This is a genomic window from Dactylosporangium sp. NPDC000521 (assembly GCF_042898305.1).
Lineage (GTDB): Bacteria > Actinomycetota > Actinomycetes > Mycobacteriales > Micromonosporaceae > Dactylosporangium.
In genome coordinates, this window is sequence record NZ_JBIAYW010000015.1 from 179811 (window position 1) to 198333 (window position 18523).

18 protein-coding genes and 1 pseudogene are annotated in these 18523 nt (G+C 73.2%); 14 read left to right on the plus strand and 5 right to left on the minus strand.

The window, feature by feature from the left end; genetic code table 11:
• Positions 1-32: 32 nt before the first annotated feature.
• Positions 33-998: a YihY/virulence factor BrkB family protein gene (locus tag ACFY3L_RS38250; protein WP_389335872.1), complete on the minus strand. Its 966-nt coding sequence runs from the start codon at positions 996-998 to the stop codon at positions 33-35.
• A gap of 323 nt (positions 999-1321) precedes the next feature.
• Here ACFY3L_RS38250 and ACFY3L_RS38255 point away from each other — a divergent pair, with 323 nt between their 5' ends.
• Positions 1322-1987, plus strand: a complete 666-nt coding sequence (locus ACFY3L_RS38255; protein ID WP_389335875.1) for a hemerythrin domain-containing protein — start codon at positions 1322-1324, stop codon at positions 1985-1987.
• On the opposite strand, the gene ACFY3L_RS38260 is transcribed toward ACFY3L_RS38255, so the two are convergent.
• Entirely contained in the window at positions 1953-4367 is a 2415-nt protein-coding gene (locus tag ACFY3L_RS38260) for an ATP-binding protein (RefSeq protein ID WP_389335878.1), read from the minus strand. The genes ACFY3L_RS38255 and ACFY3L_RS38260 overlap by 35 nt on opposite strands.
• 156 nt (positions 4368-4523) lie before the next feature.
• Between ACFY3L_RS38260 and ACFY3L_RS38265 the strand changes: the two genes are divergently transcribed.
• The 8 genes from ACFY3L_RS38265 to ACFY3L_RS38300 all read left to right on the plus strand — a co-directional run bounded on the left by ACFY3L_RS38265 (position 4524) and on the right by ACFY3L_RS38300 (position 13742).
• Positions 4524-4952 (plus strand): hypothetical protein, encoded by a 429-nt coding sequence (locus ACFY3L_RS38265; protein ID WP_389335881.1) that lies wholly within the window; start codon positions 4524-4526, stop codon positions 4950-4952.
• Between the two features lie 247 nt (positions 4953-5199).
• Positions 5200-5289, plus strand: a complete 90-nt coding sequence (gene kdpF, locus ACFY3L_RS38270; RefSeq protein ID WP_389335884.1) for a K(+)-transporting ATPase subunit F — start codon at positions 5200-5202, stop codon at positions 5287-5289.
• A complete protein-coding gene (kdpA, locus tag ACFY3L_RS38275) occupies positions 5289-6950 on the plus strand; it encodes a potassium-transporting ATPase subunit KdpA (RefSeq protein WP_389335887.1) in 1662 nt (553 codons plus the stop codon). Before kdpF ends, kdpA begins: the two co-directional genes overlap by 1 nt.
• Before the next feature lie 29 nt (positions 6951-6979).
• Entirely contained in the window at positions 6980-9046 is a 2067-nt protein-coding gene (gene kdpB / locus ACFY3L_RS38280; RefSeq protein WP_389335890.1) for a potassium-transporting ATPase subunit KdpB, read from the plus strand.
• On the plus strand, positions 9046-9906 hold the full coding sequence (locus ACFY3L_RS38285) for a potassium-transporting ATPase subunit C (RefSeq protein ID WP_389335893.1): 861 nt from the start codon (positions 9046-9048) through the stop codon (positions 9904-9906). Before kdpB ends, ACFY3L_RS38285 begins: the two co-directional genes overlap by 1 nt.
• Before the next feature lie 64 nt (positions 9907-9970).
• Positions 9971-12619, plus strand: coding sequence for a DUF4118 domain-containing protein (locus ACFY3L_RS38290; protein ID WP_389335896.1), 2649 nt, complete (start codon positions 9971-9973; stop codon positions 12617-12619).
• A gap of 17 nt (positions 12620-12636) precedes the next feature.
• Entirely contained in the window at positions 12637-13224 is a 588-nt protein-coding gene (locus ACFY3L_RS38295; RefSeq protein ID WP_389335899.1) for an HAD-IC family P-type ATPase, read from the plus strand.
• A gap of 11 nt (positions 13225-13235) precedes the next feature.
• Positions 13236-13742 (plus strand): DUF1269 domain-containing protein, encoded by a 507-nt coding sequence (locus tag ACFY3L_RS38300; RefSeq protein WP_389335902.1) that lies wholly within the window; start codon positions 13236-13238, stop codon positions 13740-13742.
• Between the two features lie 59 nt (positions 13743-13801).
• On the opposite strand, the pseudogene ACFY3L_RS38305 reads toward ACFY3L_RS38300, so the two are convergent.
• Positions 13802-14067 (minus strand): annotated as a pseudogene (locus ACFY3L_RS38305) (ArsR/SmtB family transcription factor); the annotation flags it as partial.
• Between the two features lie 45 nt (positions 14068-14112).
• On the opposite strand from ACFY3L_RS38305, the gene ACFY3L_RS38310 reads away from it, so the two are divergent.
• From ACFY3L_RS38310 to ACFY3L_RS38330, 5 genes are all read left to right on the plus strand, one after another.
• Positions 14113-14292, plus strand: coding sequence for a hypothetical protein (locus ACFY3L_RS38310; RefSeq protein ID WP_389335905.1), 180 nt, complete (start codon positions 14113-14115; stop codon positions 14290-14292).
• A gap of 20 nt (positions 14293-14312) precedes the next feature.
• Positions 14313-14822 (plus strand): GNAT family N-acetyltransferase, encoded by a 510-nt coding sequence (locus tag ACFY3L_RS38315; protein WP_389335908.1) that lies wholly within the window; start codon positions 14313-14315, stop codon positions 14820-14822.
• Between the two features lie 74 nt (positions 14823-14896).
• A complete protein-coding gene (locus ACFY3L_RS38320) occupies positions 14897-15172 on the plus strand; it encodes a hypothetical protein (RefSeq protein WP_389336023.1) in 276 nt (91 codons plus the stop codon).
• A 166-nt stretch (positions 15173-15338) separates the two neighbouring features.
• Positions 15339-16283 (plus strand): TetR/AcrR family transcriptional regulator C-terminal domain-containing protein, encoded by a 945-nt coding sequence (locus tag ACFY3L_RS38325; protein ID WP_389335911.1) that lies wholly within the window; start codon positions 15339-15341, stop codon positions 16281-16283.
• Positions 16284-17138, plus strand: coding sequence for a TetR/AcrR family transcriptional regulator C-terminal domain-containing protein (locus ACFY3L_RS38330; protein ID WP_389335914.1), 855 nt, complete (start codon positions 16284-16286; stop codon positions 17136-17138).
• A gap of 237 nt (positions 17139-17375) precedes the next feature.
• On the opposite strand, the gene ACFY3L_RS38335 is transcribed toward ACFY3L_RS38330, so the two are convergent.
• Positions 17376-17528 (minus strand): hypothetical protein, encoded by a 153-nt coding sequence (locus ACFY3L_RS38335; RefSeq protein WP_389335917.1) that lies wholly within the window; start codon positions 17526-17528, stop codon positions 17376-17378.
• Positions 17529-17543: 15 nt separating this feature from the next.
• Complete coding sequence (locus ACFY3L_RS38340) at positions 17544-18521, minus strand: alpha/beta fold hydrolase (RefSeq protein WP_389335920.1); 978 nt, start codon at positions 18519-18521, stop codon at positions 17544-17546.
• Between the last annotated feature and the right edge of the window lie 2 nt (positions 18522-18523).

Consider the following 18523-nt stretch of genomic DNA (forward strand, 5'->3'; position numbering starts at 1 on the left):
CGGCCGCCGCACCCACCACGGTCTGACGATGCCTACCGCCGCGGCGGCCGGTCGAAGTCGACCCGCACCGTCTGGAAGCTCTTGAATCGCTGCGCCTCCGCGAACGTCGCGTAGATCCGCCGGTCGGCCTCGGTCAGCTCGGCCTCGTCGGCGAACGGGGCGAGCAGGGCCCGGGGCCACAGGTGGTAGTTCGCGATCATGTTGATCTCGACGCAGAGCATCAGCACGAACGCTTGCAGGTAGATCCAGGCGAGGGCGGCCAGGACGAGCCCGAACGCGCCGTAGAGCTCGCTCGCGCGGCTGAGCCGGGCGGCGACGTACTGCGCGCCGAAGGTCTGCAGTGCCAACCAGGAGGTCGCGGCGATCAACCCGCCGGTGATGACCTGGCGCACCCGCAGTTTCCGGACGGTCAGCAGTTGCATCGCCGCGGTGAAGATGACGGTATTGATCACGAACGTCAGCAGGTAGCCGAGGACCTGCGGTACGGGCCCGGACCAGCCGGTGAGCTGGTTGGCGAAGGTCACGAACGTGGCGCCCGCCGCCGACAGCAGCACCGCGCCGCCGAGCATCAGCAACAGGCCGAGGCTGCGCAGCCTGGACCGCATCGGATCGGGCAGTTCGTTGCGCGGGACGCCGTAGATGTGGTTGATCCCGGCCTGCGCGGCCTGCATCGCCCCCAGCCCGCCGTACAGCGCGCCGAGGAGGCTGAGCGCCAGGCGCGTGCCGCTGCCGACCAGCCCGCTGACGTTGCGCTCCAGCTCCGGCCCGATGGCCGGCAGATCCCCCACGGCCGAGTGCACCAGCTGCTGGTGCAGGTCGGGGTTTGCCTCCAGGACGAAGCCCAGCGCGGTGAGGAACAGCAGGGTCAGCGGAAACAGCGAGACGAAGCCGTAATACGCCACCATCGCGGCAAGATACGGGCCGCGGTCGTCGACGAACTTGTACGCCACCGCCAGCGGGAACCCCAGCCAGGAGTGCCGGCGCTGGCACCGATCCAACCACGCGACCACCGCGGCCAGTTACCCCGGCACCCCTGCGTCACGCCCGGCCGGCCGCCCGTCTCCACCCTGTCAGGCACGATCAGCCAGATGCCGGCCAGCAGGCCGGGCAGCCGCAGGGTGGCGGCGGGCCACACCAGCACCGCGATAGCGCCATGAGGCGCCCTCATCCAGCGCGGATGGCCGCCGGGGGCGGAGCCCCGCACCCCGGCCACGCGGTGCGGAACGAGTGTGGGGCGAGTGTGCAGGCGCTGTGGGTGGGGTGGGACGGCACCGGCCGGGAGGCTGGACGCACCAGATCCGTCCAGCCACGAGGAGTCACCGTGACCGCCCTGACCCGCACCGACCGGCGCCCCGACGTCCACGAGATGGTGGTCGTCCACCGCGCCTTCCGGCGAGAGTTCGGCGCCGCCGCCGGCCATGTCCGCCGCACCCCCGTTGGCGACACCCGCCGCGCGAAGATCGTCGCGAACCACCTGCGCCTCTGCGCCGCCGGCCTCGAGATGCACCACACCGGCGAGGACATCGTGCTCTGGCCGCTGCTGGTCGAGCGGTCGGCGCCGTCGACCGGGCTCGTCGAGACGATGCAGGCCCAGCACCACGGCATCGACGGGCACGTCGAGGCCATCACCCCCGCGCTCGCCACCTGGGAGGCCACCCCGACCGCGGACGCCGGCGAGCACCTCGCGACCCTCTGTGAGCGGTTCACGGCGGCCCTGCTCGAGCACCTCGATCTCGAGGAGCGCGAGATACTGCCGCTGGCCGCGCGCCACGTCACCGCCGCCGAGTGGAACCAGATGGGGCAGCACGGCAAGGACACGATGACCCCCAGCCAGCTGCCGATCATGTTCGGCCTGGTGCTCCAGGACGCCGACGCCGAGGAGCGCGCCCGCATGCTCGGCAACCTCCCGCTCCCGGTCCGGCTCCTGCTGAAGACCGTCGGCGCGGGACAGTTCAAGCGCTACGTCCGCCGCCTGCACGCGTCGTGACCACCGCGGCGCGGGCCTGGATCTCGGTGTCGCTCGCGGCGCGCCCGGCGTCCCACTCACGGGCGAACCGCGGTTCCCCGAGAGCGGTCCGGGTGGCGTCGAGCCCGCGGTCGGAGAGCGCCCGCGAGACCGGGAAGGTGGGGTCGACGGCGTCCGCCGCCGAGATCCAGGCGCCCGCCCCGAAGAGCCAGGCCGCGGACGCCGGGTCGCCCACCCGTTGCGCGAGGCTCGCCAGGGCGGGCAGCGCGTAGCCGAGGGTCCAGCTCATCCGGCCGGCGAGCGACAGGGCCACCGCCTCACCGAGCAGCGTGGCGGTCGCCGGCTCGTCGCCGAGCAGCTCGGTGAGCGTCGCGTGCACGTTGAGCGCGGTGGCCAGGGTGAACGCGTTGCCGACCGCGCGGGCCGCGCGCACCGCCTCCGGCAGGATCAGCCCCGCCGTCGCGAGGTCGTGTGCGACCAGGGCGCGCTGGCACTGCGCGAGCCTGGTGTGCACGGCCACCCAGCGACGACCGGCGGCCTCCGCCTGCGTCAGCGCGCGGGCCAGCAGCTCGTCGGCGTCGTCGAGGGCACCCGCGAAGACCGCCGCCTGGCCGGCCAGGGCCAGGACCTCGCACGTCACCGCCGGCTCGGCCACCCGACCGGCCAGCGCCACCGCGGCGCCGGCGTCCCTGCGCATCGAGACGGTGTCGCCGGCCAGCAACTGCAGCCCGAGCCGGCCGGTCAGGGCGCGGCAGCGGGCGACGTCGGAGGCTCCGGGCCCGATCCGCTCCAGCCACGCGAGCCCCTCGCGGGCGTGACCGCGCAGCGCGAGGTAGAGCCAGACACTCCCGGCGAGCTCGGCGGCGTCCACGTCCCGGTCGAGCTCGATCAGGCGCAGGAACGCCGACCGCAGGTTGGCGTGGTCGGCGTCGAGCCCGTCGAGCACGGCCACGAGGTCCGGCCCCTCCAGCAGCGCGGCGGACGCCGTGGCCCGCGCGTGGAAGTGCGCGGCGTGCCGGTCGGCGGTCGCGGTGGCCAGCCCGGACGCGTGCAGCCGCCGCATCGCGAACTGCCGCACCGGCTCCAGCAGCCGGAAGCGTGGCTGCCGGTCGGGCGACGGCACACGAAGCACCAGCGACTGGTCGACGAGCGCACCGAGGGCGGGCAGCACGTCGGCGCCCTCTCCGGCGACGGCCTCGACCGTGTCGAGGGAGAACCCGCCGCTGATGACCGCCAGACGCTCGAAGAGGGCGATCTCCTCGGGCTCGAGGAGATCCATGCTCCACTCGAGCACCGCGGCCATCGTGCGGTGCCGCTCGGGCAGGTCGCGCGGGGCGGCGCCGGGGCCCGGCTGTTCCAACCGGGTGAGGAGGGCCCACGGGGAGAGCAGCCGCAGGCCGGGCGCCGCGAGCTCGACCGCGAGGGGGAGCCCGTCGAGCCGCCGTACGATCGCGGCCAGGGCGGGAGCGTCGGCGTCGGTGACGACCGTGGGGGACCCGGCGGCCGCGGCCCGGTCGAGGAGCAGGGCGACGGCGGGCGACGAGGCCACCGCGTCCACGTCGTCGGCGGTGGGCGTGGTGAGCGGACCCAGCACGAACTCGTGCTCGGCGCGGACCCGCAGCGGCGCACGGCTGGTCGCCACCACGACGAGGTCAGGGCAGCGCGCCACGAGGCCGGCGAGCACCGGCGCCGCCTGGGTCAGCTGCTCCAGGTTGTCGAGCACCAGCAGCATCCGCAGGCCGGCCAGGTGCGGGACGAGCGCGTCGAGGGGGTCGACGCCGACCGTGTCGGGCAGCCCGAGCGCCGCGGCGATCGTCGGCACGACGAGCTTCGGCTCCCGCACCGCCGAGAGGTCGACGCCTTGGGCGCCGCCGGGGAAGTCCGGCGCCGCGAGCCGCAGCACCTCCATCGCCAGCCGGGTCTTGCCCACCCCGCCGGGGCCGGTGACCGTCACGAGCCGGCGCGTGCCCGAGCCCAGCAGCGCGAGCAGCTCGGCGAGCGCACCCTCGCGGCCGATGAGCGGTGTCGTCGGGCCGGCCGGGGCGTAGCGGGAGCCGCCGGGCGCCGGTGACGGCGCGGTGACCCGGTCGGCCGGCGGCGGGGGCTCGCTGCTCCACCAGGGGCCCGCCGGTGGGGCCGGCCCGGCCGCCCGCGGCGCGGCGTCCCGGCCGGGGACCGCGGCGACGAGGGCCGCCCGGTCGTCGTCGTCGAGGGCGAGCCCGTCGGCGAGCGAACGCACGGTGTGCGGGTAGGGCCGGCGCCGTTCGCCGCGCTCGAGGGCGCCGATCGCCTTCGCCGTGAGGCCCGCCCGCTCCGCGAGCTCCTCCTGGGTCAGCGACCGCGACTCGCGCAGGCGGCGCAGCACGACGGCGAAGTCGCCGAATGCCGCAGCCGCCTCCACAGGTCAGATGCTAACCGGCGGTGCCGTGCGCGGCGGCGACTCGGCACGACGGCCGGCTGTGGTGCCGGTGTGGGGTCGCTGTGGGTGGGACGGCGCCCGGCGCGGCCCGAGGCTGGGGGTCGACGGCATCCCGCCGTCACGACGAGAGGACAGACCATGACCACCACACCGACCACCGCCCTCGGCACCCTGAGCGACAGGCGGACGGCATCGTACGGCCGGCACATGTCGCACGTGCTCTTCGCCGCCTTCACGCTGTCGGCGGGGCACACCGTCTACGCGCGGGTAGAGGGCATCGAGGACCCGGCGTTCACCGTGACGACCCCGCTCGCGTGGGCGTTCTACGCCGTGGGGTTCGGGTCGGCGGTGCTGGCCAGGCGGACCGGGCGGGTGGCGCAGGGGTCGGTGCTCGCCTACCTCGCGGCGCTGCTGGGGATCTCCGTCTTCTACTACCCGACGACGTTCGGGCCGCAGCAGCAGACGACGTTCGGGTGGTTCGAGAACGACGTCTATGTCGGGCTGCTCGTCACGGCGGCGTACCTGGGGGTGCAACGGCTGCGGCGCACGACGCTCACGCCGCGGTGACGTCGCACGGGCCGGTGGGCGTTAAGAAGGCGTCAAGGACCCGGCGCCGGCCGTATGGATGTCGCCAACGCACCTGGGCATAGCCGCCCTGCGGGACTTCACTTCGGATGCGGCCGGACGCCGGCCGCCAAGCGTTGACGTCGAGTTCGTGCAGGAGGAGATCCCTCGTGGCTGACCTGTGGTTCGTGCTGCTGACGATCGCGTTGTTCGCGGTCCTCGGCCTGGTGGTGCGGGCGGTGGAGCGGCTGTGAACGCCGAGAACCTCGTCGGTCTCATCCTCGCCGTCGCCCTCACGGCGTTCCTGGTGACGGCCCTGCTCTTCCCGGAGCGGTTCTGATGAGCACCGCCACGGCGGGCGTGGTGTTCGCCGCCTCGCTGATCGTCGCCCTGGTGCTGGTGTACCGGCCCTTCGGCGATCACATGTACGCGTCGGTGACCTCGGCCCGGCACACCCGGGCCGAACGGCTCGTCTACCGGGCCGTCGGCGTGAACCCCGACGGCGAGCAGTCCTGGGGCGTGTACGCCCGCAGCGTCCTGGCGTTCTCCGCCGTCTCGATCCTGGCCCTGTACCTGTTCCAGCGGGTCCAGAACCATCTGTGGCTGTCGCTCGGCTTCGACCCGGTCCAGCCCGACCAGGCCTGGAACACGGCCGTCAGCTTCGTCACCAACACCAACTGGCAGTCGTACTCAGGCGAGTCGACGATGGGTCACCTCGTGCAGATGGCCGGCCTCGCCGTGCAGAACTTCACCTCCGCCGCCGTCGGCATCGCCGTCGCGGTGGCCCTCGTCCGCGGTTTCGCCCGGTCGAAGACCACCGAGCTCGGCAACTTCTGGGTCGACCTGGTCCGCATCTGCGTGCGGATCCTGCTGCCGGTCGCGGCCGTCGCCGCGGTCGTGCTCATCGCCGGCGGCGTGGTGCAGAACCTCAGCGGCGGCACCGACGTCACGACCCTGACCGGCGGCCGCCAGACCATCACCGGCGGGCCGGTCGCCAGCCAGGAGGTCATCAAGGAGCTCGGCACCAACGGCGGCGGGTTCTACAACGCCAACAGCGCCCACCCGTTCGAGAACCCGACCGGCTGGACGAACTGGGTCCAGCTGTTCCTGATCCTGCTCATCCCGTTCAGCCTCCCCCGCGTCTTCGGCCGCATGGTCGGCGACAGACGGCAGGGGCTCGCGATCGCCGCCGTCATGGCGGTCCTCGCGATCGGCAGCGTCGTCGCGATCAACGCCCTGCAGCTCGCGCACGGCGGGACGGTCCCCACCGCCGCCGGCGCGGCCACGGAGGGCACCGAGACCCGCTTCGGCGTGTCCCAGTCGGCGACCTTCGCGGCCGTCACCACCCTCACGTCCACGGGCGCGGTCAACTCGTTCCACGACTCGTACACGTCGCTCGGTGGCATGGTGACGATGCTCAACATGATGCTCGGCGAGGTGGCGCCCGGCGGTGTCGGTTCCGGCCTGTACGGCATGCTCATCCTCGCCGTCATCACCGTCTTCGTCGCCGGGCTGATGGTCGGCCGGACGCCGGAGTACCTGGGCAAGAAGATCGGCGCCCGCGAGATCAAGTTCGCGTCGCTGTACCTGCTCACCACACCGGCATTGGTCCTCGTCGGCACCGCCGCCGCGATGGGCTCGGCGACCGCGCGGGCCTCGATGGCCAACCCCGGCGCGCACGGCCTGTCCGAGGTGCTGTACGCGTTCACGTCCGCGTCGAACAACAACGGCTCCGCGTTCGCCGGCATCTCCGTCAACACCACGTTCTACAACACCGCCCTCGGGCTGTGCATGCTGCTGGGCCGCTTCCTGCCGATCATCCTCGTCCTCGGCCTCGCCGGCTCCCTCGCCCGGCAGGTCCCCGTGCCGCAGTCGGCGGGGACGCTCAGGACGTACCAACCCCTGTTCATCGGCATGGTCGTCGCGGTCACCGTGATCGTGGTCGCGCTCACCTACCTGCCGGCCCTCGCGCTCGGCCCGCTCGCGGAAGGCATCCGATGAGTACACTGACCGCATCTCAAGGGAAACGCATGACCGTCACCGGCGGGCTGCTCGATCACCGGCAGCTCTGGAGGTCCACCCCGGACGCGCTGCGCAAGCTCAACCCGGCCACGCTGTGGCACAACCCGGTCATGTTCATCGTGGAGATCGGCTCGGTCTTCACCACCGTCCTGGCGGTCCTGCACCCGAGCGTCTTCGCCTGGCTGATCACCGCCTGGTTGTGGCTGACGGTCGTGTTCGCGAACCTCGCCGAGGCCGTCGCCGAAGGCCGCGGCAAGGCCCAGGCCGACACCTTGCGCCGCGCGAAACAGGACACGATGGCGCACCTGCGCGACGGCACGACCGTCAAGGCGAGCGAGCTCAAGCTGGGTGACGTCGTCGTCGTCGAGGCGGGCCAGATCATCCCGGGCGACGGCGACGTCATCGAGGGCATCGCCTCCGTCGACGAGTCCGCCATCACCGGCGAGTCCGCACCCGTCATCCGCGAGTCCGGCGGCGACCGCAGCGCCGTCACCGGCGGCACCCGCGTGCTGTCCGACCGGATCGTCGTGAAGATCACCCAGAAGCCGGGCGAGAGCTTCATCGACCGGATGATCGCCCTCGTCGAAGGCGCCAGCCGGCAGAAGACGCCGAACGAGATCGCCCTCAACATCCTCCTCGCCTCGCTGACGATCATCTTCCTGCTCGCCGTCGCCACCCTGCAGCCCTTGGCGATCTACTCCAAGGGCGTGCAGGCGTTCGCGCCCGACAGCCTCGCCCTGAACGGCGACGGCGTCACCGGCATCGTCCTCGTCTCACTGCTCGTCTGCCTCATCCCGACGACGATCGGGGCGCTGCTGTCCGCGATCGGCATCGCCGGCATGGACCGCCTCGTGCAACGCAACGTCCTGGCCATGTCCGGCCGCGCCGTCGAGGCCGCCGGCGACGTCAACACGCTGCTGCTGGACAAGACCGGCACCATCACCCTCGGCAACCGGCAGGCCGGCGACTTCCTCACCGCCGACGGCGTGACGCCCGGGGAACTGGCGGACGCCGCACAACTGTCGAGCCTCGCGGACGAGACCCCCGAGGGTCGCAGCATCGTGGTGTACGCGAAGACCGCGCACGGCCTGCGGGAGCGCACCGCCGGAGAGCTCGGCGGCGCCACCTGGGTGCCGTTCACGGCGCAGACCCGGATGTCCGGCGTGGACGTCGGCGACCGGCAGGTCCGCAAGGGCGCCGCGGCCGCCGTCATGAAGTGGGTGCGCGAAAACGGCGGGCATCCGGCCGGCGAAGTCGGGGAGATCGTCGACGCGATCTCCGGGGCGGGCGGCACGCCGCTCGTCGTCGCCGAACGCGTCGGCGAAGCGCCGGCCCGCGCCCTGGGCGTCATCCACCTCAAGGACGTCGTCAAGCAGGGCATGCGGGAGCGCTTCGACGCGATGCGCCGCATGGGCATCCGCACCGTCATGATCACCGGCGACAACCCGCTGACGGCCAGGGCGATCGCCGAGGAGGCCGGCGTCGACGACTACCTCGCCGAGGCCACCCCCGAGGACAAGATGGCCCTCATCAAACGCGAGCAGGAGGGCGGCAGGCTCGTCGCGATGACCGGCGACGGCACCAACGACGCCCCGGCCCTCGCCCAGGCCGACGTCGGCGTCGCCATGAACACCGGCACCAGCGCCGCGAAGGAGGCCGGCAACATGGTCGACCTCGACTCCGACCCGACGAAACTCATCGAGATCGTCGAGATCGGCAAGCAGCTGCTCATCACCCGCGGCGCCCTCACCACGTTCTCCATCGCCAACGACATCGCCAAGTACTTCGCCATCATCCCGGCCATGTTCGCCGCGATCTACCCCGGCCTCGACCGGCTCAACATCATGCGCCTCGACTCGCCCACCTCGGCGATCCTGTCCGCGGTCATCTTCAACGCCCTCGTCATCGTCGCGCTCATCCCCCTCGCCCTGCGCGGGGTGCGGTACCGGCCGGGATCCGCCGCGTCGATGCTGCGCCGCAACCTGCTCGTCTACGGCGCCGGCGGCGTCGTCGTGCCGTTCATCGGCATCAAACTCATCGACCTGCTCATCGCCTGGATTCCGGGGATCTCCTGATGCGCCTCCCAGCCTGGCTCGCCCAGCACCTCGCCGCCCTGCGCGCGCTGCTCGTCCTCACCGTCCTGCTCGGTCTCGTCTACCCGCTGCTCATGGTCGGCATCGGCCGGATACCGGGCCTGTCCGGCCGGGCCGGCGGCTCGATCGTCGACAAGGACGGGCAGGCAGTCGGCAGCCGGCTCATCGGCCAGGCGTACACCGGCGGCGACGGCAAGCCGCTCAAGCAGTACTTCCAGTCCCGGCCGTCCGCGGCCGGCGACGGCTACGACCCCACCTCGACGTCCGCCAGCAACCTGGGCCCGGAGAACGTCGTGGACAGCCCGGACAAGCCGAGCCTGCTGACCCAGGTCTGCGCCCGCAGCAAGGCGATCGGCGACCTCGAAGGCGTCGACGGCGGCCGGCCCTACTGCACCGCCGGCGGGGTCGGCGCGGTCCTCGCCGTGTTCCGCCGCGACGGCGCGACCGGCCCGGTGACCCGGGTCGTGAGCCTCAACGAGACGGGCCCCGGCGAGCCGTTCCTCGCCACCTACGACGGGGTCGAGGTCGAGCGCGCCACCCCCGGCGGGGACTACGGCAAGGGCGTGGTGACACCGGTCCGGGGCGACGCACCGGCCCGGCCCGCGGTCCCCGCCGACGCGGTCACCGCCAGCGGCAGCGGGCTCGACCCGCACATCAGCGTCGCCTACGCCCGGCTGCAGGTGCGCCGGGTCGCGGCCGCCCGTGGCATGTCGCCGGCGCAGGTGCGGCTGCTGGTCGACAGGTACACCACCGGGCGGCTCCTCGGGTTCGTCGGCGAGCCCGGCGTCGACGTCCTACAACTGAACCTGGCGCTCGACGCCGCGCACCCGGTCCGCGGCTGACCCCGGGCAGGCCCGCCGCCCATCCAGCGGCGGGCCTGCCACCTACAGAAGGCACGGTGCAGTGATGGCGCGTGGACAGCTGCGGGTCTACCTCGGCGCAGCACCCGGCGTCGGCAAGACCTACAAGATGCTCGAAGAGGCCCACCGCCGGCTGCAGCGCGGCACCGACGTCGCCGTCGGGTTCGTCGAGACCCACGGCCGCCCCTTCACCGAGGCGATGCTCGCCGGCCTCGAAGTCGTGCCCCGCAGGACGGTGGCCTACCGCGGTGCCGAGTTCACCGAGATGGACCTCGACGCGGTCCTGGCCCGCCGCCCGGAGGTCGTCGTCGTCGACGAGCTCGCCCACACCAACGTCCCGGGCGTCCGGCACGCCAAGCGCTTCCAGGACATCGAGACGCTCCTCGAAGCCGGCGTCACCGTGCTCACCACCGTCAACATCCAGCACCTCGAGTCGCTCAACGACGTCGTCGAGCAGATCACCGGCGTGCCGCAGCGCGAGACCGTCCCGGACGCCGTCGTGCGCCGCGCCGAGCAGATCGAGCTCGTCGACATGACCCCGGAGGCGCTGCGCCGCCGCATGGCGCACGGCAACGTCTACCGCCCGGAGAAGGTCGACGCGGCCCTGGGCAACTACTTCCGCGTCGGCAACCTCACGGCGCTGCGCGAGCTGGCCCTGCTGTGGCTCGCCGACAAGGTCGACGAGCAGCTCGACCGGTACCGGGCCGAGCACCACATCGACGCCACGTGGGAGGCCCGCGAGCGGGTCGTCGTCGCCCTCACCGGCGGCCCGGAAGGCGACACCCTCATCCGGCGGGCGGCCCGGGTCGCCGCCCGTACCAGGGCCGCCGACCTCCTCGCGGTCCACGTCATCCGCGGCGACGGCCTCGCCGGGGCGGACCCCGCGAACCTCGCCCGGCAACGCGTCCTGGTGGAGACCCTCGGCGGCACCTACCACCAGGTCGTCGGCAACGACGTGCCCGCCGCGCTGCTCGACTTCGCCCGCGGCGTCAACGCCACCCAGCTCGTCCTGGGCGCCAGCCGGCGCAAGCGGTTCGCCCAGCTGCTCTCCCCCGGCGTCGGCGTGACCACCACCGCCGAGTCGGGCGCGATCGACGTCCACCTCGTCACCCACGAGCACGCCCGGCGCGGCCGGCTCCGCCTCGGCGGCACCGGCGGGCTCACCCTCCGGCGGCGCCTGGCCGGTGTCGCGCTCGCCGCGCTCGGCCTGCCGCTGCTGACCGTGGGTCTCGGCGCAGTCCAGGAGGACATCTCGCTGCCCAGCGACATCCTCGCGTTCCTCATCCTGACCGTCGCCGTCGCGCTCGTCGGCGGGCTGTGGCCGGCGCTGCTCGCCGCCGTCGGCAGCTTCCTGCTGCTCAACTACTTCTTCACGCCGCCGCTGCACCGGTTCACCGTCGCCGAACGCGAGAACCTGTTCGCGCTGCTGGCGTTCGTCCTCGTCGCCACCGCGGTGTCGACCGTCGTCGACCTCGCCGCCCGGCGCACCAGGGAGGCGGCCAGGGCCAGCGCCGAGGCACAGACCCTGTCCACGCTCGCCGGCGGCGTCCTGCACGGCGACCGGCCGCTGCCGGCCCTGCTCGAACGCGTCCGTGAGGCGTTCGGCCTGACCAGCGTCACCCTGTTGCGGCGCCGCACCGGCGAGGACGCCGGGTCCGAGCCGCGCGGCGACACGGGCGCGTGGGAGATCGCCGCCAGCGTCGGCGGGCCGCCGTGCACGTCGCCCGCCGAGGGGCAGTCCGAGGTGCCGATCGACGACGACCTGTCGCTGGTGCTGTGCGGCCCCATCCTCGCCGCGGCGGACCGGCGCCTGGTCGAGGCGTTCGCCGCGCACGCCGCCATCGCGCTGCGCCAGCAGCGGCTCGCCGAGCAGGCCGCCGCGGCCGGCTCCCTCGCCGAGGCCGACAAGCTGCGCACCGCGCTGCTGTCCGCCGTCAGCCACGACCTGCGCACGCCGCTCGCCGCCGCGAAGGCCGCCGTCGGCAGCCTCCGCAGCCACGACGTCGAGTTCTCCGCCGAGGACCGCGAGGAGCTCCTCGCCACCGCCGAGGAGTCCCTGGACAGGCTCAACCGCCTGGTCGAGAACCTCCTCGACATGAGCCGGCTGCAGGCCGGGGCGCTCGGCACGCACCCGCGGGCGATCAGCGTGGGCGAGGCGATCTCCTGCGGTCTCGACGACCTCGGCGACACCGCCGCCGGCGTCCGGGTCGTCGTCCCCGACGACCTGCCCGAGATCCACGCCGACCCGGCGCTCCTCGAGCGCATCCTCGTCAACGTCATCGCCAACGCCCTGCGCCACAGCCCCGCCGGCCGACCCCCGCTCGTCAGCGTCAGCGAGCACGCCGGCCTGGTCGAGGTCCGCGTCATCGACCACGGGCCCGGCGTCCCGGCCGCCGACCGGGACAGGATCTTCCAGCCGTTCCAGCGCCTCGGCGACCGCGACAACACCACCGGCGTCGGTCTCGGCCTCGCCCTGTCCCGCGGCCTCGCCGAGGCCATGGGCGGCAGCCTCGAACCCGAGAGCACCCCCGGCGGCGGGCTCACCATCACCCTCACCCTGCGCACCGCCGAGTTCGAGGCGCGCCGCCGGCTCCCGGCCCCCGGCGAACGGGCCGCCCCTGCGCTGCTCGAACGGCTCGACGCGCCCACCCACGACCACCACACCGATCGCGGTCCGGGGGGAGGCGGCACCTGACCCTCGCCGCCGAGTTCGTGGTCACCGCCACCGGGATGGCGACCGAGGTCGGCCACATCTCCGGCATGCCGCGGACGGCCCAGGACGCCGAGACCCCGCTGACCCGCCAGCTGTCGCGGCTGACCAACCAGATCCTCGTCGTCGCCGGCGTCGCACTGGCGCTGTCGATCGCACTGAACCTGGCCCGCGGCAACGCCTTCCAGGTGGTGTTCCTGGCGGCGGTCGCCTTCGCCGTCTCGGCCATCCCGACCGGCCTCCCCGCGGTCGTCACGACGATCCTGTCCATGGGGACCCAGCTGCTCGCCCGGTCCAACGCGATCGTCAAACGGCTGCGGTCGACCGAGACCCTCGGGTCGACCTCCGCCGTCAACTCCGACAAGACCGGCACGCTGACGCTGAACCAGATGACCGCCGTCGAGCTGGCGATCCCCGGCCGCCGGTACGCCGTGCCGGGCAGCGGCTACGGCACCGACGACGTCCCCTTCGTCGGCAAACGCTGGATCCACATGGTCACCGAATACCCGGCGCCCGGTCACTCGACGCAGGCGAGGCGGTTCGGCACCGGCTTGGCGAGCGTTGCAGGTGACACCACGGACAACAGGTGAGAGGAGACACCATGAGCGAGATGATCGCGATCGAGTACCGGGATGTCCCCACCGCGAAGACCGCCCGTGAGAAGATCATCGACCTGCAGCGGCAAGGGCTCGTCACCCTGCGCGACGCCGCGGTGGTGGAGGTCAACGAGAGCGGCAAGGTCAAGGTGCACCAGGGGGCGAGCGCGACCGGCGTCGGCGCGGCCAGCGGCGCCATGTGGGGCGGCCTGATCGGGCTGCTGTTCTTCGCCCCGTTCCTCGGCATGGCGATCGGCGCGGGCGCGGGCGCGCTCGCCGGCAAGAGCACCGACGTCGGCGTGGACGACAAGTTCATGAAGGACCTCACCGGGTCGCTGCAGCCCGGCTCGGCGGTGCTCTTCCTCCTCGTCGACCAGATCACCGTCGACAAGGTCGTCGAGCAGATGGCGCCGCTCCAGCTCGGCGGCCGCATGCTGCGCAGTTCCCTGAGCCGCGACGCCGAGCAGCGCCTGCACGACGCCGTCGAGGCCGCCCGCCTCGTGCACGCCTGAGGCACGACCGGCCCGGGGCGTGCGGCGGCCCGCCGCACGCCCCGGGCCGCGACGGTCTCTCAGGCCGGGCCGGCGTCCGCTGCCGGGCCGGTGACCGTCAGCGGTGCGGCGAGCCGGCGCATGACGCCGGGGCGGGCGCGGTAGTGGACCCGGGTACCGCGGCGGTCGGCGGTGACCAGTCCGGCCTCGCGCAGGTGCGCAGGTGGTGGGAGATCGCCGGACCGGACAGTCCGAACGCCGGGGTGCGGTCGCAGACGCAGATCTCGCTGCCGTCGGCGGAGGCGATCATCGACATCAGCCGGACCGGGTCGCCGAGGGCCGCTGCGAGCGGCCCGTGTTGCGGCACGACGGCTGAGAACGCCTGCTGCGGATGAGCACCACCGGCCTGCCGACCTCCACCGGCGCGCCCGGCTACCACAGCCCGGCCGACACCCCGGACCGCGTCGAAGCGGCCGCGCTCACCGCGGTGGCGCGGCTCGTCGTTGCGGCGGGATGGCTCATCGGCAGTCCGTCGGCTACCGTTTCATCGCAGGTCGGCGAAGGACGATGACGGCGGTGGACGGTGACCGGATGACCACCACGCCGGCGGTCCGTGCGATGACACCGGCGGACGCCGGCCCGGTCCTCGCCATCTACCAGGCCGGGTTGGACGGCGGCAACGCCAGCTTCGAGCACACCGCCCCCGACTGGGCCGCCTTCGACGCGTCAAGGCTCCCCGAGCACCGGTTCGTCGCGGTCGACGCCGCCGGCGTCGTGCTCGGCTGGGTCGCGGTCACGCGGGTCTCGGCGCGGGCGGTGTACGCCGGTGTGGTCGAGCACTCCGTGTACGTCGACCCGGCGGCACAGGGTCGCGGGGTCGGGCGGGCGCTGCTCGACGCGCTGGTCACGTCCACCGAGGCGGCCGGGATCTGGACCATCCAGTCCGGGGTCTTCCCGGAGAACACCGGCAGTCTCGCCCTGCACCACGCCGCCGGTTTCCGCACCGTCGGCGTCCGGGAACGCGTCGCTCGCCACGCCGGCCACGGTGACCGGTGGCGCGACGTGGTCCTCCTCGAACGCCGCAGCCCCAACGTCATCTGAACCCCAGCCGCCTGCCGTTCCTCGTCCTCGAAGCCGGCGACGGCCCGGCCGCGTCCGTGCGGCGATGGGGGCACGTGCGGCTGTTCCCACGCTGGCGGTTCGACATCGACGCCGCCGCCCGCGACCTCGCCGGCTACGTCACCGCCCAGGTCGCCGGGGCCGTGCTGGCCGACCTCATGGTCCGGCTGCCCGCGATCGACTTCGCCGACAAGGACCGCACCGGCGGCGACCTGTGGCTCGGCGCGGTGGGCGTCGGGCTGCTCCTCGCGCTCTACCCGTCCGTCGGCAGCGCCGCCGGCGACGTCGTCGTCCCCCACGGCGTCCCCCAGCAGGAAGGCGACACCGGGTGAGCACCCGGCCCAGCGTCCTGTCGAACAGCTGCTCGCCGAGCTGCCCGCCGGCACGCACTGACGTCACCGCCGCACGGGACCGGACCGCCGGGCGCAGGGCGCGGACGGCGGCGACGAATCGGGCGTCGGGATAGACTTGCGCACCGGTACCGGCTGGGAGGTGGGCGTGGCGCAAGCGGCGGCAAGCATCGTCGCTGAGCTGTGCCGGCGCATCGCCGCGGGAGAGCTGCGGCCGGGTGAGATCGTGCCGTCCCGCCGGGCCGTCGCGCGCGAGCTGGGCCTCCCGGTGAGTGCGGCGGCTCGCGCGATGGCGATGATGCGGCAGGACGGTCTCGTCGAGGACGTCGCCGGCGGGCCGGGCCCGGTGGTCACCGAGCAGGCTCCCGGGATCGCGGCCGGCTGGCAGCCTCCTGCCCGGCGGCGTCGTCCGGCGCCCGGGGGTGCGGAGTTCCTGGCGCGGGCGGTGCGCACGGCGATCGAGTCGGCCGACGCCGACGGGCTCGCCGTCACGTCCGTCCGGCGCATCGCCGTCGAGCTCGACACGGACTTCGCGACGGTGCGCAAGCACGTGGGCGACCGGGCCCGTCTGGAGATCCTGATGGCCGATGCGGTCTTCGCCGAGCACCCGCCGCCGCGGACGCCCGCCGGGGACTGGCGCGCCCAGCTGGAGGCGCTCTGCCGTGCGCAGCTGGCGATGTACCGCCGCCATCCGTGGCTCGCCGAAGCCGTGTCCTTCAGGAAACCACTGCTCAGTCCGCATGTGGTCGGGCACACCGAGTGGGCGGTGCGGGTGCTGGCCGGCGCGGGCGCGGCGCCGGACACCGCGCGGCGGCTCGCCGCGACCACCGCGAACTTCGTGCGCGGCCACGCGATGCGCCTGGCGCAGGAGCTGCACCACGACGAGCCGCAGGACAGGGAACCACAGCACGACGAACCACAGCACGACGAACCACAGCACGACGAACCGCAGGGCAAGGAACCGCGGCACGGGGAACCGCGGCACGGGGAACCGCGGCACGGGGAGCCTGGCGCCGGCGTGGAGCGGGACGCCGCGCTGTTCGAGTTCGGCCTGCGGCGGCTGCTGGACGGATACGCGCGGCTGGTGTCATAGATGGCGGCGACGGATGGCGGCGCGGCCGAGGCCGGGCCGCGGACACGGCGGGAGGTGGCAGTGCCGCTGATGGCGACGGACATCGTCGCGCTGTTGCGCCGGCGGATCGCCACGGGCGAGCTGGCGCCGCACACCGTGGTGTCGTTCAAGGACCTCATGCGCGAGTGGGACGTCTCGATGCACATCGCCTTCAAGGCGCTGCGGCAGATGCGGGACGAGCGCCTCGTCGAGAAGGTGCCCGGCATCCACGGGCTGCTGGTGACCGAGCCCGCCGCGGGCATCGCGGCGGCGTGGCGGCCCCCACCGCCGCCGGGCACGGAGTCCCGGGCGCGGGTGGTCCGCGCCGCGATCGAACTGGCCGACGCCGACGGGCTCGCCGCGGCCTCCATGCGACGCATCGGGGAGCGGCTCGGCGTGACCACCATGACGCCGCACAAGCACGTCGGCAGCCGCGCCCGGCTCGAGGCCATGATGGCCGACGCGATCTTCGCCGAGCACCCGCCGCCGCTGGCGGCGGCCGGCGATTGGCGGGCGCAGCTCGAGCTGGTGTGCCGCACACAGTGGCAGATGTACCGCAGCCACCCCTGGCTCGCCAGGATCGTGTCGTTCGAGCCGTCGCCGCTCAGCGAGCACGTGGTCGCGCACACCGCATGGACGGCGCGCGCGATGGCGGGCCAGGGTCTGGCCGAGGAGACCGCCTCGCGGGTCGCCGCGACCGCCGCCGACTTCGTGCGCGGGACCGCGATGGGCCTCGACCAGGAGCCCGGCGCACCGGCGGAGGCCGACGAGGACACCGAGCTGTTCGAGTTCGGCCTCCAGCGGCTCCTGGACGGCTTCGCGCCGCTGATGGCGTAGCCGCCGCCAGCGGACGGCAGGCGACGAGCCGGCAGGCGGCGGACGGCAGGCGGCGGACGGCAGGCCGGGATCGTCGGCGAGGCGGGCCGGGCACCGCCTGCGCGAACCGGGGCCGGGCACGCTAAGGGCCGCACGCCGGCACCGGACCCCGCTTCCGGGCCCGCCTCGCCGAGGCGGCGGACCCGTCGGTGCCGCTGCCGGCCCGGCCGCGCGTCCACCCGTTCGAGGCCGGCCACGTCACAGGGTGGTCTCGCCGGTGAGCGGCGGCCAGGTCCTGTCTCGCGGATCATGGGTCTGGTTCGTGGTGATCTCAGCGATGACGAGCGGGCTGTGCTGGCGCCGCCACGAGGTCTCCGGTACGACGTCCGGCTCGGTCGCCGGACCGTCCACCGGAGACCTCTTCAGTCACCGGCCCTGGGCGGCGTCCTGCTGGTCCAGCCACTTGAGCATCGCCTGGTTCGTCTCCTCCGGCTTCTCCTGCTGGATCCAGTGGCCGCAGTCCAGACTGACGACCTCCACGCCGGGCACGAACTCGGTCAGTCGTTCCGACCTCTGGATCGCATCCCGGTCGCCGTAGATCATGAGGGTGGGCTGCCGGATGACCGGGTCCACGTCCGCCAACAGGCGCCAGTTGCGGTCGAGGTTCCGGTACCAGTTGATGCCGCCCGTGAATCCCGACGTTTCGAAGGCGGAGACGAAGACGGCCAGTTCGCTGTCGCTCATCACGGGCTCACCGGGCGGTGTCTCCGCCCCGGCCAGGTTGATCAACGACATGCCCGGCTGAGGCTCCGCGGGCGGCACGTTCTTCCGGTACATGTTGCGCAGGAACCGCGACGTGTTCGCTTCGAACACGGCGTCCGCGACGCCCGGCTGCCGATTGAAGTGGACGAAGTAGAAGTCGCTGCCGAGCACGGCTTCCATGGACTCGATCCACGGTTGCTCGCCCCGCTCCTGGTACGGCAGGCTCAGGTTGATCACCTTGTTCACCCGGTCCGGGTGCAGCAGGGTCAGGCCCCAGACGACGAACGCGCCCCAGTCATGACCGACGAAGGTGGCGTCTTCGTAACCGAAGTGATCGAGCAGTGCGACGAGATCACCCGACAGGTGTGCGATGTCGTAGTCCGTCACCTCGGCCGGACGGGACGAATTCCCGTAACCCCGCTGGTTGGGGACGATGACGTGATAGCCCGCTGCGGCGAGGGCGGGCATCTGATGGCGCCAGGAGTAGGCGTGCTCCGGCCAGCCGTGGCAGAGCACGATGGGCCTTCCCGCAGATTCGCGGCCCGCTTCGAAGACCTCGAGCTCCACACCGTTGACCGGAACACGGGTGGGCTCGGGAAGATCGGTTGTCATGTCGGCATCTTGCCGACCGATACCGGTCACCC

Bases quoted from the DNA above. Each gene is read 5' to 3' on its own strand.
- ACFY3L_RS38265 (WP_389335881.1), top strand. From the start codon at position 4,524: ATGACCACCACACCGACCACCGCCCTCGGCACCCTGAGCGACAGGCGG.
- kdpA (WP_389335887.1), top strand. From the start codon at position 5,289: ATGAGCACCGCCACGGCGGGCGTGGTGTTCGCCGCCTCGCTGATCGTC.
- kdpB (WP_389335890.1), top strand. From the start codon at position 6,980: ATGACCGTCACCGGCGGGCTGCTCGATCACCGGCAGCTCTGGAGGTCC.
- ACFY3L_RS38285 (WP_389335893.1), top strand. From the start codon at position 9,046: ATGCGCCTCCCAGCCTGGCTCGCCCAGCACCTCGCCGCCCTGCGCGCG.
- ACFY3L_RS38290 (WP_389335896.1), top strand. From the start codon at position 9,971: ATGGCGCGTGGACAGCTGCGGGTCTACCTCGGCGCAGCACCCGGCGTC.
- ACFY3L_RS38300 (WP_389335902.1), top strand. From the start codon at position 13,236: ATGAGCGAGATGATCGCGATCGAGTACCGGGATGTCCCCACCGCGAAG.
- ACFY3L_RS38310 (WP_389335905.1), top strand. From the start codon at position 14,113: ATGAGCACCACCGGCCTGCCGACCTCCACCGGCGCGCCCGGCTACCAC.
- ACFY3L_RS38315 (WP_389335908.1), top strand. From the start codon at position 14,313: ATGACCACCACGCCGGCGGTCCGTGCGATGACACCGGCGGACGCCGGC.
- ACFY3L_RS38330 (WP_389335914.1), top strand. From the start codon at position 16,284: ATGGCGGCGACGGATGGCGGCGCGGCCGAGGCCGGGCCGCGGACACGG.